Genomic DNA, 15163 nt, shown 5'->3' with positions numbered 1-15163 from the left:
GGTGGCGACGTGGCGAAACTCGCAAAGCACATTCTGCGGTCTCTAACGTTTGGCGCGATCGAGGCGAAAGAGGCCGCGATTGCGAAACATATTCCCTATCTGCGCCACATAGAGGAACAGATAGTCAAAACCAAAGACGGTCATTTCCTCATGGTCGTGCAAATCGGCGGCTTTTGCTTCCAGACGGCCGATCAAGCCGACATCGACATGCGGCTCTCTGCGCGCAACACGCTGCTGCGCGCGATGAACGATAGCCGCTTCGCCGTCTATTGCCACACGATACGCCGGGAGGTCGTCCCCGAAATCGGCGGCGCTTTCGACAACTGGTTCTGCCGGGAACTGGATCGCCGCTACATGGCGGGACAGGCAACAAAACGCATGTTTGTCAATGATCTCTATGTGACGATCATCCGGCGCGGCTTCGTCGGCAAGGTCGGTATGGCGGAGAGGGCCGCGACTCTCTTCCGCAAGGGCTTTGGCGTCGACACAAAGGAAATCGAGCGCGAGGCGATCCGCGAGCTGAAGGACACGACGGCGAACTATTGCCGGGAGATGGCGAGCTATGCGCCGCGCACCCTCGGCTGTGTGATGCGAAAAGGCGTCGTCTGCTCTGAAATCGCCGAGTTCCTGGCGATGCTTATCAATGGCGGCGCGCCGCTGAGCCTTGCGCTGCCGCGCATGCCGCTCGACGCCTATCTCCCGACAAAACGCGTCACCTTCGGCAAAAAGGCGATGGAGCTGCGTGGCGCGTCATCGGCCGATACGCGTTTCGGGGCCCTGCTCTCGGTACGTGAATATCCCGCATATACAGGGGCGGGGATGCTCGACGGACTGCTCCGCATTCCCCATGAGCTGATCGTGTCGCAATCCTTCGCGCTCGAGGATCGCGCGCCCGTCATGACGCATATTTCGAAGGTCGAGCGCCAGATCAAGGCTTCCGACGAAGCCGGAACGGAAGTCGAGGCCGCGATCACGATCGCCCGCAACGAGCTCGTCACAGGGGCGACGGTGCTTGGCTACCATCATCTGACGGTCTTGTCGCTCGGCCGCACGATCCGCGAGATGGAATCCTGCGTGCAGGCCGCGACGCAGGAGCTGCAGAATTTCGGGACGATCATCGTTCGCGAAGATATGAATGCTGAGCCGTGCTTTTGGGCGCAGTTACCGGGCAATTTCGGTTATATCGCGCGCCGCTCGCTGATTTCTTCGCGTAATTTCGTCGGCTTTGCGTCGCTTCACAATTTCGCGGTCGGTCAGAAGGACCGGAATCGTTGGGGCCCGGCGATCTCGGTCCTGGAGACGACGAGCCAGACGCCCTATTGGTTCAACTTCCATCGACGGCAGGTTGGCAATTTTACCGTCGTCGGCCCGACCGGCTCCGGCAAGACCGTCGGGCTCGGCTTTCTGCTCGCGCAAGCGATGCGTGTCACGCCGCGCCCGCGCGTCGCCTTCTTCGACAAGGATCGCGGCGCCGATCCGCTAATCCGGGCGATGGGCGGCTCCTATGACGTGCTGGCGCCGGGCGTGCCAACCGGCTTCAACCCGCTGCAACTGGCGGGGTCTGCCGAAGACCGCGCCTTTCTCCACGACTTGCTGAGCTTCATGGTCCGGCCACGCGATGGCTCGGACCTGTCAGCACTGCAAATCAAAATCATCGAACGCGCGGTCGACCAGATTTTCTCGATTCCCGCGCGCGAGCGCCGGTTTTCCGACGTTGCGCAATTGCTGCGCGGCGCGGAACGAATGGGGCAGGACGATCTCGCGTCGCGCTTCGACGTCTGGACCAAGGCGCGCGGCTGGCTGTTCAATAATGACGTCGATCGCTGGTCGGCCACAAACGGCGTCTTCGGCTTCGACATGACGAAAGTGCTCGAAGACGACGATATTCGCACCGCAGCGCTCGGCTACATTTTCCACCGCATTGAAGCGATGATGGATGGCGCGCCCATGATGCTGTTCATCGATGAGGGATGGAAAATCCTGACCGACGACAGGTTTGCGTCCTTTCTCAACGACAAGCTGAAAACCATCCGTAAGCTCAACGGCATTGTCGGATTCGGAACGCAGTCGGCGAAAGACATTATCCAGTCGCCCATGGGGCACACGCTGCTCGAACAAACGCCGACGAATATCTTCTTCCCGAATGCGAAGGCGGATCACGCGAGCTATGTCGAAGGCTTCAAGCTGTCGGAACGCGAATTCGAATGGGTTCTCAACACCCACCCCGACTCCCGTCAGTTTTTGATCAAGCATGACCAGGACTCGGTCATCGCGCGTCTCAATCTTTCGGACATGCCCGATTTTGTGAAAGTGCTCTCGGGCAATGTCGAAACGGTCGCCGAATGCGAGGAATTGCGCGCGCGGGTCGGGAATGATCCGCGCATCTGGGTGCCCATCTTCTGCGATTGGACCGAAGCCCGAAAGGAGGTCGCCGATGCGGCTTAGCCTTGGCGTCGCCGTGGCCGGCTTCTTGTGGGTCGCCACGGCGGGCGCGGTCGTGCCTGTGATCGATCCGCCACGCGAGGGGACGGAAAAGAGCATCGCGGACTGCATGAAGAAGGCGCGGGTCTATAAGGACCAGACGCTCGAGCCGTCTAAGGGGATCACAAAGAGTCACAATACGCCCGGTTCAGCGGCCGGCTCCGTGCCGCCTGCGGGCGGCGCTGATGTGTCGGGTTCGCGGGCAGACGCGTCCGGTGGTTCGCTCTCCAATATGGATCTGAGCAATCTAACGCCGGCGCAGCCGACAAGTGGGCCGGCCGCCTATACACCGCAGTCCCTGAATTTGAAGACGTCGGCGCAAACGGTTTCATCGCTGCAAAATATGGCGCCAGCGCTCGCCTCGAATACGTCGGAACAACGCTACGCGTCGCTGGCGATCGGCGCGCTGCCGCTCGCGCAAGGCGCATGGGACCAAAACAGCCAAGCGAGATCGAATAATGGCGCGCTTTGGAACCAGCTGATTATGGCCGGGCTTCTGACCACGCAACTCGTGAATCAGCGCAATGTCAATGTCACAGGCGGCAGCAGTTACGCCGCCAATATTTTTAGCTTCGACCCCGCACGGGCGACATTCGTCGACCCGCGTGTGTCGCCTCAATAGGGGAGTGCGATCATGAAGACTCTGCTTTTCATTTGCCTCGCATTAATAGCCGGCGCCGGCGCCGCCCATGCGCAAATGGCGGTGCATGACAATCCAACATTTCTGCAAGCGCAGCAAACAGCGTCGCATACGGCGCAGATCATGAACTCGAATGAGAAAATATTGAACACGGTGAATCAGACGCTCGCCGCCGTCACCGGAAACCGCTCAACCGGGTCGCTGTCCTCGATGGGCCTTGGCGGCGGCTTTCAAATGTCGAGCGTGCCGGAGCTGGGTTCGCTTCTTGGCGGCGGCGGCCTGTCGATGAACGGCCTCGGCTCCTATGGCGCGCTGGCGTCGGATATCGTCAACGGGCTCAATCTTGTCAAAACGCTCACCGGCGGCTCGTCCGCCGGGGCGCCGACCGACCAAGCCTATTCGGGCGCGGTCAACACATCCGCGGCGGTTACGGCGGCGGTGGCGGGCGGACAGGCGGCCTCCACCGCGCGCTCCTCGGCCTTCCAGGGCGCGCAAGGCCAAATCGGATCGTCCGCCGACATCAAGGCCTCGGTCGATCAAAACTCGCAGATACAGACGCAGACGGGGCTGACGATCAATGAGCTAATCGGCTCCGTGAATCTCACCAACGCGTCGCTCAATGCGCAGCAACAGCAGGATCTGGCGGCGCAGTCGAAACTCTCGAACATGATGTCGTTCGATGCGTCAAAGGCGACGCTGGTCGGGCAGTGAGAAAGGGCAGGCGAATGCGGCGATGGTGGATAAGATCGGCGCTTGTCGCCGCCCTGGCGGTCGGGACGGTTGCGCTTTCGTCCTGCGCGCACAGGGATTTGATTGCGCCCTGCACACGCGATAGCTGGATGACGTTCGGCGCCGCCTATGCCGACGATTGCGGGCCGATGCGCCCTGTCAATCGCTGAGGCCGCGCCACCATGGATATGGTGACGCAGCTCTTTCAGAGGGTCGACACGATCGCGGTCAGCGCCATTGAAGTGATCTACGATTCGATCGCGACCGAGCTGCTTCCCGCCTTCACCGTCGCTTTGACGGCTTACATCGCATATTGGGGCTATGAAATGGTCTACGGCCGCGCGCCGCTGACAGCGGGCGCGTTTCTGTGGCGAATTTTTCGGATCGGCCTGATTTACGCCGTTGGCTTCTACTGGAGCGACTTTTCGACGCTCGTCGTCGAGGTGTTTACGAAGACGGCGAACGGAATCGCGACGGCCATTTGCACGGGAACGGGAGGCACGTCGTGCGGCGCGCCGGAAACGACCGTCGCGGCGCAGCTCTCGAATTTGTTTTCAACCGCGATGCAAGCGGCAAAGGTGATCGCCGCTTCCGGCGGATGGGGAGCCGCAATCGGACTTTCGCTAATGGCGATTGTCCTGGTTCTGCTCACAGTGATTTTCGTGGCGCTCGCGATCACCTACGTTTTGGTCGGCAAGATTGCGCTCTTCATTCTGCTCGGGCTCGCGCCGCTCTTTATCGCAATGGCGCTATTCGAGTTCTCGTCGGCCCTCTTTTCCGGCTGGCTGCGGACCTGCGCCCAATACGCAATCGTTCCCGCGATTGTCTATGGCGTTCTCGGCTTTCTGCTCACGCTGATGACGGCGACGGTCAACAATCTCAGCGGGATCACAGACGTGAGTTCAGGTCTGACGGTCATCGCGCCGTTTCTGATTTTGTGCCTTGTGGGATCGTTCATCTTGCCGCTCTCCCTGTCGATCGCCGCGTCGATCGCCGGCGGCCATGCGTTGCACAACGCCTTGCCCGGGACCGCTATGCGCGGCGTGAGAGATTATGCGTATTGGCGTATCGCGCGAGGCTGGCGAAATGGCGGCGGCGCGCGGTCGGAGCCGCCCGCGCTCCCGCCCCCACATGCAACCATAACCCAAGGGGCGGCGACGATTTCGCCGGGGGCGGGCAGTCGCGACTTTTCCGCCGATCCACGCGCCGAGCAAGTGGCGGGCGCGCTGATCGAAGCCCGCGTCGCGCAAGCGCGCGCCCGAAATCGTGAAGGCTGAGGCAGATGCAAATCGAGGCGGGAAAGGGGGTCGACCAGCCCCTCGTGAACGAGTCCTACTTTCACGACGGCGCGCGCTGGGAGCGGGATATTTACCGGCGTCTCGAGATTTCAAGAAATGTCTGGCGCGTCGTCGCGGTCGCGGCGCTTATCTGCCTTGCGATCGGGCTGCTGACCCTGCTGTCGCTGGTCCCGCTCAAATCGACCGAAGTCGTGACCTTGCTCGTCGACAAGGCGACAGGCTTCGTCGAGGTCGCCAAACCTTTGGAAGAAGGCGGGCCGATTTCGCAGCGCGAAGCGGTCACGCAAGCCAATATCGTTCGCTACATTCGCGCCCGCGAAACCTATGATCCGCCCGCCCTACGGGACAATTTCGAGCTGGCGTCGCTGCTCTCAGCCGGACAAGCCAGCAAGGATCTGCAGGAAGCCTTCTCGCCGAACAATCTTCATAACCCGGTCAAGCTCTACGGGATCAACGGCCGCATCCGCGTCATCGTTCATAGCGTGAATTTTCTGTCGCAAGGGTGGATGGAGAACCCCAAATCGCCAGCGACAGCGGCCGTGCGCTTTACCTCCGTTCGCACAAGCGATCGCGAGCGGATGGAAGAGCACTGGGCCGCGAATGTGCGCTTTCGCTACACGGCGGAGCCGATGAAGAACGAATGGCGGTGGGACAATCCGCTCGGCTTTCAGGTTATCGAATATCGGAAGGACCAGGAGACTGTCGCGCCAATCGTCGGCGCGGCCCCGGTCGAAGCGCCGACCGTTGCGCCACCGACGGGAGCGCCCGCGCCATGAGAGCGATTTCCCTTCTTCTGGTGTTGACTATGTTCGCCGCCGCTCCCGCGCTGGCCGAACAGGCGCCGCGCGCAGTCATCCAGGACTCCCGTATCCGAACCGTGCCGTTTCAGCGTGACAATGTTGTCGTGGTGCATGGCGCGCTCGGCGTCTCGACGATGGTCGCGTTTGGTGACGATGAACGCATCGAAACCGTCGCGATCGGCGATTCCGTCGGATGGCAGGCTGTGCCGGACCAGTCGAAGCGCTTTCTCTTCATCAAGCCGCTCGAAACCCATGCCGTCACCAATATGAACGTCGTGACGCGAAAGCGCATCTACAATTTTCTCCTGCGGGCCGTCGATAATCGGGCGTCGGTGGTGTTCAAGGTCCGCTTTACCTATCCCGATGTCGAAGAGGATCAGCGTCTCTTGGCGCTCGCGAAAGCGAAGGCCGCGATGCCCAATTATCGCGCGCTCATGTCGCGGCCCGGCACGAATTTCGATTACAGCTACAAAGGCCAGGTGACGGCAAAGCCCGATTTCGTCTTTGACGACGGGATCAAGACCTACTTCCGTTTCGGCGGTGAAGTCCCGGCGATCTTCCTCGTGAAACCCGATCGCAGCGAAACGCTCGCCAATTATCGGCGCGAAGGCGAGATCATTGTGGTCGATAAGGTCGCCGGGCAATTCACCATGCGTAACGGCGACGAGACGGCCTGCGTGTTCAATCTGCGCGCCGAGTCCATGCCGGCGCCGGTCACGCAGGAAGCCGACGTGCAGCCGCAATATCAAACCGAACACGCGCCGCAACCGTTCTGGACGCAGATTTTGGCGCCGGCGCAGGCCGCGTCACCGGCGCAATAGACGAAGGGGAAACCGTCATGGCTGCGGATTTCGATGAGGAGGGACGCCTCGCGGGCGAGACTATCACGCGCCAGTCGTCCAATCCGGGGATGGCGCTCGGCGCGCTCTTCTTCGCCCTCGCCGTGCTTGTCCTCGGCCTGTTCTGGTATGCGACCGCGCGCAAGCAGAATCGGCCGCAAAACGTCGCCGAAGAAACATTCGCGACGGCGAGGTTGCAGCCGGGGCTCGGCTTCAACGCGACGCCGGCGCCCGCGCCGCCTCAAAACAAATTCGTGATCCCGCCGCCGGTCGTTGTGAATGATCCACCGCCCGCGCCGAAGGCGGAACCTTTCGACGATAGCGAAGCGAAGCGCCTCGCCGAACTGGAACGGCTGCGCAAGGAGACGGAAGCGAAAATACAGGCGCGTCTGCGCTCGCCGATGCTGATCGTCAGCGACAAGGAAGGCCTCACGAATGGCGATCCGTCAAAACTGACGGCCGAAGACAAGGAGGAAGATCCGCATCGGCGATTTCTCGCGAATTCCGAGCATCAGGTGACGAAGGCTTACGCGGAAGAGGTCAGCCGGCCTGATGCCCTTGTCCCGCAAGGCTACATGATCCGGGCGACGCTGGAGACCGCGATCCAGTCTGATCTGACGGGCATGGTGCGGGCAATTACAACGGAAGATGTCTATTCCTTTGATGGCCGCCGCGTTCTGATCCCGAAAGGAACGATGCTCACCGGCGAATATAAATCGGGTCTCGCCTATGGGCAGACCCGGGTTTTCGTCGTGTGGACGCGCCTGCTTCGCGCCGATGGCGTGTCGCTGATGCTGCAATCGCCGGGAACGGATGCGCTTGGTCGTTCGGGACTAACCGGCGAGGTCGACACCCATTTCCTGCAACGCTTCGGCAGCGCGACCCTGCTGACGCTGGCCGGCGGGGCCGCGCAATTCGCGTCAGCGCTCGGCCAAAACTACAATCAGTATCAGGGCCAGCAATTCGTTCTCGATCCGGCGTCGGGAACGCTGATCCCGCTCAATGCGGTGTCGCAGGGGCAAATCCTGCTGAATGCGCGCCAGATCGGCGCGCAAACCGTGGCGCAGAGCGTTACGCGCATGGCGCAGGAAGCCCTGCGAAACGACATCAAGGTTCCGCCGACAATCCATATCGACCAGGGAACGCCCGTGATCGTGTTTGTGAAACGCGATCTCGATTTCTCCGATCTCTACCCCGATCCTGTGAAAGAGGCGTTGTATGAACTTCGTCACCCTAAGTAAGCCGCAGGCGCTCGACGATGCGACGCGCCCGCTCTGGGAGACGCTGCCGGTCTACTTCCGCGAGGCTGCGCGTCCGATTCAGCGCTGGTTAGAAGATATTGACGTCATCGAAATCTGCGCCAACAGGCCGGGCGAAGTCTGGGTGGAAGCGCTCGGCAAGCCGCATATGGAGCGCTTCGACGTTCCCGAGCTGACCGAGGAAGCGATCACGCGGCTGGCAACGCATGTCGCCGCCTCGACGCAGCAATCGGTCAATTCCTCGACGCCGCTGCTCTCGGCCGCGATGCCGCATGGCGAGCGCTTTCAGGGGGTGCTCGCGCCGGCGACGCCGCATGGCGGCTCCTTCTCGATCCGCAAGCAAGTCATCGCCAATATGACGCTCGCCGACTATCAGGCGCTCGGCGCGTTTGACGGCGTCAAAGTCCGTGGCCCCAGGACGTTTGAGGCCGACGAATACCCGGAAATCGAACGGGAGCTCGCGACTCTCCTCAAGGATCACTCGCTGGATGGCGTTCGCCGCGCGATCGAATTCGCCGTCGTCAATCATGTGACGATGATTATTTCCGGGGGAACGTCCTCGGGTAAAACGACGTTCCTCAATGCGCTGCTCAAACATGTGCCGGAGACGGAGCGCGTCGTATCGATCGAAGACACGCGCGAACTGAAACCGCCGCAGCCGAACTGGCTGCCGCTCGTCGCCTCGAAAGGCGGGCAGGGCCTTGCCGATGTGACAGTCCAGGAGCTGCTCGAAGCGAGCCTTCGTCTTCGGCCCGATCGGCTGTTTCTCGGCGAGATTCGTGGCGCGGAAGCCGCGACCTTCTTGCAGGCGGTGAATACGGGTCATCCCGGCTCTCTGACGACGCTGCATGCCGACAGCGCCTATGGCGCGTTTCAGCGGCTGGCGCTGATGACGCTGCAATCCAATCTGAAACTGACCAAGGCGGAAATCATCGAATACGTGCGTTCGGTGGTGCCGATGGTGATTCAGCTCCGCCGGCGCCCGACGCGCGGCGTCGCGGAAATCTATTTTCGCGGCTACGGCGCGCAATAGCGAAAAGGGCGAGTCATGCGAGCTCTCGCCTATGGGATCATCGGGCTGATCGCCCTTGCCTGCGCCTTCTTCGCGTGGGAGGCGTCCTTCACGGCGCTAGTCGGCCTGCAAACCAAGTCCTGGGAGCTGTGGCGACGTTTTTCGCATGGCTTTGAGCTGATCTTGCCCGCGCAAGTGGCTTATCAGCAATGGGCGTCTCCCGTAGTTCATCAGCTCGCGATCAAGGCCGTCCTCGGTGGTCTGATCGCGCTGGCTCTCGTGACGCTCGGATTGGCGCAGGCGTTGGGGTCGCTGGGCGGGGCGCGTAAGCCGTCCGGCGGCGCCCGGCTGGCGACCGAACGCGATTTGCGCAAGGCGGGGCTGCTGAACGGCCGGCCCGGCTATTCCGTCTTCCTCGGCCGCTTCAACGGCAAGGACATACGCTATAGCGGCGCCAGTCACATTTACCTCAACGGCCCGACGCGCTCGGGAAAGGGCGTCGGTTTCGTCCTCCCCAACGCGATCGAATGGCGCGGCTCCTTGATCGGCCTCGATATCAAACGAGAAATGTGGGACCAGATCGGCGCGGCCCGCGCCGCGCTGGGGCAGGACGTCTTCATGTTCTCGCCGGGCTCTGCGCAGTCGCATTGCTGGAATCCGCTCGATCTCGTGTCGCCATGGCCGGAACGGGCGACCGATGTCGCGAATATCGCGCACAGCCTGATTCCGCTGCCGCAGTCGGGCGATCCCTATTGGGCGGAAACCGCGCGTGGTCTGTTTGCGGGTCTACTGGCCTATGTCCTTGACGCGCGCGAGCCGCCGATAGGAGGGCGCACGATCAAGGCGACGCTAAAAATGTTCAGCCGCGGCCGACCGCTTGTCGCGGAGATGGCGAATATTCTGGCGGATGAGCCCGGGCTTAACGCGTTCGTGCAGGACAAGTTCCGCCAGCATATCAGCCGCGAAGAAAAGCAGCGCCAATCCTTCGAGTCGCACATCGTCACGGCCCTGGAGCCGTGGAACAACAGCCTGGTCGACGCGGCGACAAGCCGGTCCGATTTCAACATTGCGGAGCTGCGGCGACGGCCGTTCACGATTCTGATCGGAACGCCCGTCGGAAACTTCGCGGCTGTCGAGGCCGTCGTGCGGCTGCTCGTGCAACAGGTTCACGACGTTCTGCTGCGCAATCTGCCGGGTCTCGATGAGCCGCATAAGCTCCTGCTGATGCTCGATGAATTTTTTCAGTTTGGCCGCATGCCTGAAATTGTCGATCGCGCGCCGCTCGTCGCCGGTTACGGCTTTCAGATCGCGGTGATCGCCCAAGGCTTGACTCAGCTCGACGTGCGTTATGGCAAGCCAACGCGCGACATGCTCATCGGCAATATGGACGTGAAACTGCTCATCGGCGTCGGCGATGAGACGACGGCGCGCTATTGCGCCGACGAATTGGGAAAGCACTATGTCCGCCGCGAAGGATGGGGAACGTCGGTCGGGGCCGGATTCGGCGGATCGCAGGGCAGGGCGACGCGCACAACGCAAGGAAGGTGGGAGCTGGAGCCGCTGATGACGAGCGAGGCGATGCGCCGCCTCGACGCGACCAAGGCGGTGCTGCTGGTGCGCGGCGAATATGGCGCAGTCGTCGACAAGGCGCATTTCTTCAAGGAAGCGAGTTTCAAACGACTGGTCGAGGCCGCGCGGGGGTTCGCGCATCGGATCGCCATTCCTGACGTGACGGACGCGGGCGGCGGCGAAATCGAAACGGTCGTCCCCGGCGCGCCGGGCGGCTTCAAGCATCTTGTGGCGAAAGATCGTGTCATGCGTGAAGCGCGGGCGCTCTATCTCGACGCGTCGGCCTTCGAGGCGGCGTTTGTGCGCGCGATGACCGAAGCCGGGAATGGCGCCACGGCGGACCTGCTGAACGTGCTGCGGATCGAGCCGACACGATTTGGCGAGCTGCGCGCTACCCGAAAGCGGATATTCGCAGAGGCGCGTTCAACAGAGGCGGCGACAGCCGCTTTGAGGCGCGAAGTCTATTCGGCGCGGCGGCTGTTGAATGATGAACGCGCCGAATTGGCGCCGTCGATCGGGGCGGCAGCCACGCCAAAAGCGGCAGCCCCGGTCGCCGCCGCGACCATCGCCAGTTCTGGCCCGTTACTTGATCTGGCCATGGGTAATGGCGCGGCGTCCAGTGACAGCGGCTTGCCAGAGAGACCGGCGCGGCGCATTGACGACGACATGCTGGCCCGGTTGAATGACTTAAAGGGTAAATCGGATATCACGGCTGAAATTGTGAAGTCGGCCGCGACGTGCGCCGACAAAGATGGCGCGGAAAACTTGGACGAACTGGTTGACAGCTTATACACCGACGCCGCGTTGTTCATTGATACGCCGACGCCCAGCGATCTGACAGGGCTCACCGCAGTTATAGAAGCGGAGACGGCCGAGCCATGAAGGTTGAATCCCGCCGGGCGCTTCTGTCAGAAGCGCCCGTTTGACCCTCCTTCAAAACGTTAATAATGCTTCAAAGCTCTTCCGCCACATATGATTCTGTCTTAAGGTTGCGATCAGGAATTGCTCATGGCCAGCGCCGATCAAGTCAAAGCGCTCATCGCGTCCCTAACCGAGGGAGATGAAGCGCATTTTTACGCGATCGCCATGCAGATTGCGGCCCATGAAGCGCGCATGGGCCACGGCAAAGTCGCCGACGAAATCCGACTGATGATTGATCGCGCCAAGTCACGCCCCCAGCTGCCGTCGAAGGCGCCGATCCCCTTAGCCCGCCCGCGCGGCGAGGTCGCCGAGCTTCTCAGCGTTTCTTATCCGAGCGTCAGACTGAGCCATATGATCCTGAGTGATCAAACGCGACAAAAGCTGGAACGCGTTATTCGAGAGCAGCGGGCGATTCAAGTCATACGAAGCAAGGGCCTTTCGCCTCGACGCAAACTCCTGCTAATAGGGAATCCTGGCACGGGGAAAACGCTGACCGCCTCGGCGCTTGCCGGAGAGCTCGGCTTGCCGTTGTTCGTCGTGCGGCTGGATGGCCTCATTACGAAATTCATGGGTGAAACAGCCGCCAAACTTCGGCTGATTTTTGAGGCGCTCAATCAGACGCGCGGGGTCTATCTGTTTGATGAATTTGACAGCATTGGCTCGTCGCGCGGCATGACGAACGATGTTGGCGAAATACGGCGCGTGCTCAATAGCTTCCTACAAATGGTCGAGCAGGATAACTCGGACAGTTTGGTAATTGCCGCCACCAATCATGTCGGCATGTTAGATCGAGCGCTGTTCCGCCGTTTCGATGACGTGATCGAATACAGCTTGCCGGATGGCGAGAAAATTATCGAAACACTCCGTTCCAAACTAAGCGGGTTTCCCGCGAAAAGAATTCAGTGGGCAAAGGCCGCAGCGCTTGCCGACGGCCTCAACTTTGCGGACATTACCCGTGCCTGCGAAGACGCGATAAAGGATGCGCTGGTTGGCGAGCGTAATTCTGTCACTCAGGCCGACCTCGCGCACGCGATTGAAGAGCGAAAGTTCGCCGTAAACCACAAGCAGAATTCCGGCGAATAACAAATTTTCATAGGGCAGCATGGCTCAGCACCCACATTTAATCGTTCCTCAAAATTCAGAACCTACAAGATTTACCAGTCCGAATTCTGCGCCGCACGAGCGCATGAATCTCCCGGCTCGAAATCGACCGCAGCACGCTGCCGACCTGCTCACAAAAATCCAAGCCGCCCAGCCGGTCGCTGATCAACGTGTCGGTGAGCAAAGAGCGTTTGGACTCGATGCGGGATTTGGCATTTATCTAGAATTCGAAAGCGAGCCTAACTTTCCGCTTAAATTCGAAAGCCTCGACCTGGCACCGAGCGGCATTGAACTTTGCGCGGTCAAAACAACTCCCCAAGATCGGACGCAGGCGACCGTTTTCGTTCCCGAAGGTAAGCTCGATTTGTTTCTTCGTCGGATTACCGATTACCGGGACAACGATACAACGCCGCGTACCGCGACAGGCGTGTCGCGCCCAAAAAACCAAGACCTCGTTGAAAGCATCAGCGATATCAGGATTGCAGCGCTTGAAGCTCTTTGGACCGAAGAAACACTCCCGTTCCCCGAGCCGGATACCGAGCTTACATGGGAGCTCTGGTTGCGCCGTTCGGGAGGGGTGGACCACCTTGCTCGTCTGAGGGAGTTTGCATCTCGATTTGAATTGTCTGTCAAGGACCAGGCCATCAGTTTCGTTGATCGGACGATCGTGCTTGTCCGCGGGACAGCCGCCAATCTCGCACGCTCGATTGATATTCTTGGCATGATTGCCGAGATCAGGCTGCCTAAGGTAACTGCGGCATTCTTTGCCGATATGACCGTGACCGAGCAGCAGGAATGGGTCGACGACTTGCTGTCGCGCACAACAGTTGGTGGCTCCACGCCCCCCTATGTGTGTCTCCTCGATACCGGTGTTAACGCCGGGCACCTGCTGCTCACCGCAGTTGCTGACTTGCGCGACCTCCATACATACAGGCCCGCTTGGGGTCTCGATGATCGTGTTGGCCATGGCACGCCCATGGCGGGGCTCGCGGCCTATGGCGATCTTACCGATGCGCTCGCGTCAAGCAATGGAATCGAAGTCGGGCATCGGTTGGAATCCGTGAAGATTTTTCACAGGGATGATCCGCACGACCCTGAATTATATGGCGCTGTTACGCAGGAAAGCGCCTACCGCGTTGAGGTCACGGCTGATCGCAACCGCGTCTATTGCATGGCCGTTACAGCCCAAGACGGACGAGATCGAGGCCGTCCTTCTTCCTGGTCGGCAGCGATCGACGCGCTCAGTGCCGGCACGGATGGTGGACCACGCCGATTGTTCGTTATCTCCGCAGGAAACACCGATGCGGCTCAGCGTCACCTTTACGCCGACTCAAACCTCACGGAGGGCATTCACGATCCGGCGCAGACATGGAATGCACTAACGGTGGGCGGCTATACCGAAAAATATGCCATCGACGCTGCGCGATGGCCGAGTTGGACGCCGCTCGCTCAACCCGGCGATCTTGCTCCATGCAGCTGCACGTCGACGACATGGGGCAAGTGGCCAATTAAGCCGGACATCGTGATGGAAGCGGGCAACATGGGGACGAACCCCTCTGTCCGGGAACCTGATTATCTCGACGATCTACAGCTTCTTAGCACTTCACACGGCGGCATTGGGCGCGCTGCGCTCGCAACATTCGGAGATACAAGTGCTTCAACCGCGTTGGCGGCAAGACTTGCCGCAATGGTATGGGCAAAATATCCCGACCTGAGACCCGAAACTGTGCGCGCGCTATTGGTCCATTCGGCGCAATGGACGCCTGCGATGAAGGCACGGTTCACCGACTCGCGCGGCGATATCGACTTTCGTTCGCTCGTTCGTTGTTTCGGGTACGGAACACCAAACGTCCGCCGCCTCTTATCGAGCCTCGATAACTCGCTGACATTAATTGCCGAAGACGAAATTCAGCCCTTTTACAGAGACGACGGAAGAATAAAAACGCGCGAGATGATTTTGCACGCTTTGCCATGGCCGCGAGAGGCACTTCAGGCGCTGCAAAATACGGAAGTCGTCATGCGTGTCAGTTTGTCGTATTTTATTGAGCCGAGTCCCGGCGCACGCGGTTGGACGCAGCGATATGGCTATCAATCGCACGGACTTCGCTTCGCCGTGCGCAAGCCGCTAGAAACTGATGCAATGTTCCAGCAGCGCATCAATGCCTTTGTCCGAGACGAGGATTATCAGGGCAGCTCCATCCCGGACCCAGGTTGGGATTTTGGACGCCGCCATTCGTTAGCTTCTTTGGGTTCGATTCATTCTGATACATGGCGTGGAAGAGCAGTCGATTTAGCGAGCCGAGGACATATCGCAGTTTATCCGACGATGGGCTGGTGGAACAAAAGGTCCCATCTTGGCGCTTGGCAAAAGACAGCGCGATACTCGCTGCTCGTGTCAATCGAAACGCCTGAAGTTCAGACGGACTTGTACACGCCTGTAGCGAACCAGATCGGCATCCCAATTGTGATAGAAACCTAGTACACACCATCATGCTGAGTTTACGCTTAGACTTT

Annotated in this window: 11 protein-coding genes; all 11 read left to right on the top strand. The window is 60.4% G+C overall.

Annotation, left to right across the window (positions count from 1 at the left end):
* Window positions 1-9: 9 nt before the first annotated feature.
* Window positions 10-2445: a VirB4 family type IV secretion system protein gene (locus tag IYW40_RS02700; RefSeq protein WP_196399289.1), complete on the top strand. Its 2436-nt coding sequence runs from the start codon at window positions 10-12 to the stop codon at window positions 2443-2445.
* Window positions 2435-3103 carry a hypothetical protein gene (locus IYW40_RS02695; protein WP_175095511.1) on the top strand — a complete coding sequence of 223 codons (669 nt, stop codon included), beginning with the start codon at window positions 2435-2437 and terminating at the stop codon, window positions 3101-3103. Before IYW40_RS02700 ends, IYW40_RS02695 begins: the two co-directional genes overlap by 11 nt.
* Window positions 3104-3115: 12 nt before the next feature.
* Window positions 3116-3832 (top strand): type VI secretion protein, encoded by a 717-nt coding sequence (locus tag IYW40_RS02690; RefSeq protein ID WP_196399288.1) that lies wholly within the window; start codon window positions 3116-3118, stop codon window positions 3830-3832.
* A gap of 200 nt (window positions 3833-4032) precedes the next feature.
* On the top strand, window positions 4033-5127 hold the full coding sequence (locus tag IYW40_RS02685) for a type IV secretion system protein (protein WP_196399287.1): 1095 nt from the start codon (window positions 4033-4035) through the stop codon (window positions 5125-5127).
* 5 nt (window positions 5128-5132) lie between these two features.
* Window positions 5133-5924, top strand: coding sequence for a type IV secretion system protein (locus IYW40_RS02680; RefSeq protein WP_196399286.1), 792 nt, complete (start codon window positions 5133-5135; stop codon window positions 5922-5924).
* Window positions 5921-6769: a P-type conjugative transfer protein VirB9 gene (gene virB9, locus IYW40_RS02675; RefSeq protein WP_196399285.1), complete on the top strand. Its 849-nt coding sequence runs from the start codon at window positions 5921-5923 to the stop codon at window positions 6767-6769. Before IYW40_RS02680 ends, virB9 begins: the two co-directional genes overlap by 4 nt.
* 17 nt (window positions 6770-6786) lie before the next feature.
* Entirely contained in the window at window positions 6787-8028 is a 1242-nt protein-coding gene (gene virB10, locus IYW40_RS02670) for a type IV secretion system protein VirB10 (RefSeq protein WP_196399284.1), read from the top strand.
* Window positions 8006-9079, top strand: coding sequence for a P-type DNA transfer ATPase VirB11 (virB11, locus tag IYW40_RS02665; RefSeq protein ID WP_196399283.1), 1074 nt, complete (start codon window positions 8006-8008; stop codon window positions 9077-9079). The genes virB10 and virB11 overlap by 23 nt, the downstream gene beginning before the upstream one ends.
* 15 nt (window positions 9080-9094) lie before the next feature.
* Entirely contained in the window at window positions 9095-11509 is a 2415-nt protein-coding gene (locus tag IYW40_RS02660; RefSeq protein ID WP_196399282.1) for a type IV secretory system conjugative DNA transfer family protein, read from the top strand.
* Window positions 11510-11635: 126 nt separating this feature from the next.
* Window positions 11636-12631: an ATP-binding protein gene (locus IYW40_RS02655; protein WP_196399281.1), complete on the top strand. Its 996-nt coding sequence runs from the start codon at window positions 11636-11638 to the stop codon at window positions 12629-12631.
* Window positions 12632-12734: 103 nt separating this feature from the next.
* Window positions 12735-15128 (top strand): S8 family peptidase, encoded by a 2394-nt coding sequence (locus IYW40_RS02650; protein ID WP_196399280.1) that lies wholly within the window; start codon window positions 12735-12737, stop codon window positions 15126-15128.
* Window positions 15129-15163 lie beyond the last annotated feature (35 nt).

Source organism: Methylocystis sp. H4A (genome assembly GCF_015709545.1).
In the GTDB taxonomy this organism is placed as follows: Bacteria; Pseudomonadota; Alphaproteobacteria; order Rhizobiales; family Beijerinckiaceae; genus Methylocystis; species Methylocystis silviterrae.
Note: the sequence above shows the minus strand (reverse complement) of the source record. Positions and strands in the feature narration are given on the sequence as shown.

What these genes read in the sequence shown, in the direction of transcription:
- virB9 (WP_196399285.1), top strand. Translation starts at nt 5,921, where the DNA reads ATGAGAGCGATTTCCCTTCTTCTGGTGTTGACTATGTTCGCCGCCGCT.
- IYW40_RS02655 (WP_196399281.1), top strand. Translation starts at nt 11,636, where the DNA reads ATGGCCAGCGCCGATCAAGTCAAAGCGCTCATCGCGTCCCTAACCGAG.
- IYW40_RS02690 (WP_196399288.1), top strand. Translation starts at nt 3,116, where the DNA reads ATGAAGACTCTGCTTTTCATTTGCCTCGCATTAATAGCCGGCGCCGGC.
- virB11 (WP_196399283.1), top strand. Translation starts at nt 8,006, where the DNA reads ATGAACTTCGTCACCCTAAGTAAGCCGCAGGCGCTCGACGATGCGACG.
- IYW40_RS02685 (WP_196399287.1), top strand. Translation starts at nt 4,033, where the DNA reads ATGGATATGGTGACGCAGCTCTTTCAGAGGGTCGACACGATCGCGGTC.
- IYW40_RS02660 (WP_196399282.1), top strand. Translation starts at nt 9,095, where the DNA reads ATGCGAGCTCTCGCCTATGGGATCATCGGGCTGATCGCCCTTGCCTGC.
- IYW40_RS02695 (WP_175095511.1), top strand. Translation starts at nt 2,435, where the DNA reads ATGCGGCTTAGCCTTGGCGTCGCCGTGGCCGGCTTCTTGTGGGTCGCC.
- IYW40_RS02650 (WP_196399280.1), top strand. Translation starts at nt 12,735, where the DNA reads ATGAATCTCCCGGCTCGAAATCGACCGCAGCACGCTGCCGACCTGCTC.
- virB10 (WP_196399284.1), top strand. Translation starts at nt 6,787, where the DNA reads ATGGCTGCGGATTTCGATGAGGAGGGACGCCTCGCGGGCGAGACTATC.
- IYW40_RS02680 (WP_196399286.1), top strand. Translation starts at nt 5,133, where the DNA reads ATGCAAATCGAGGCGGGAAAGGGGGTCGACCAGCCCCTCGTGAACGAG.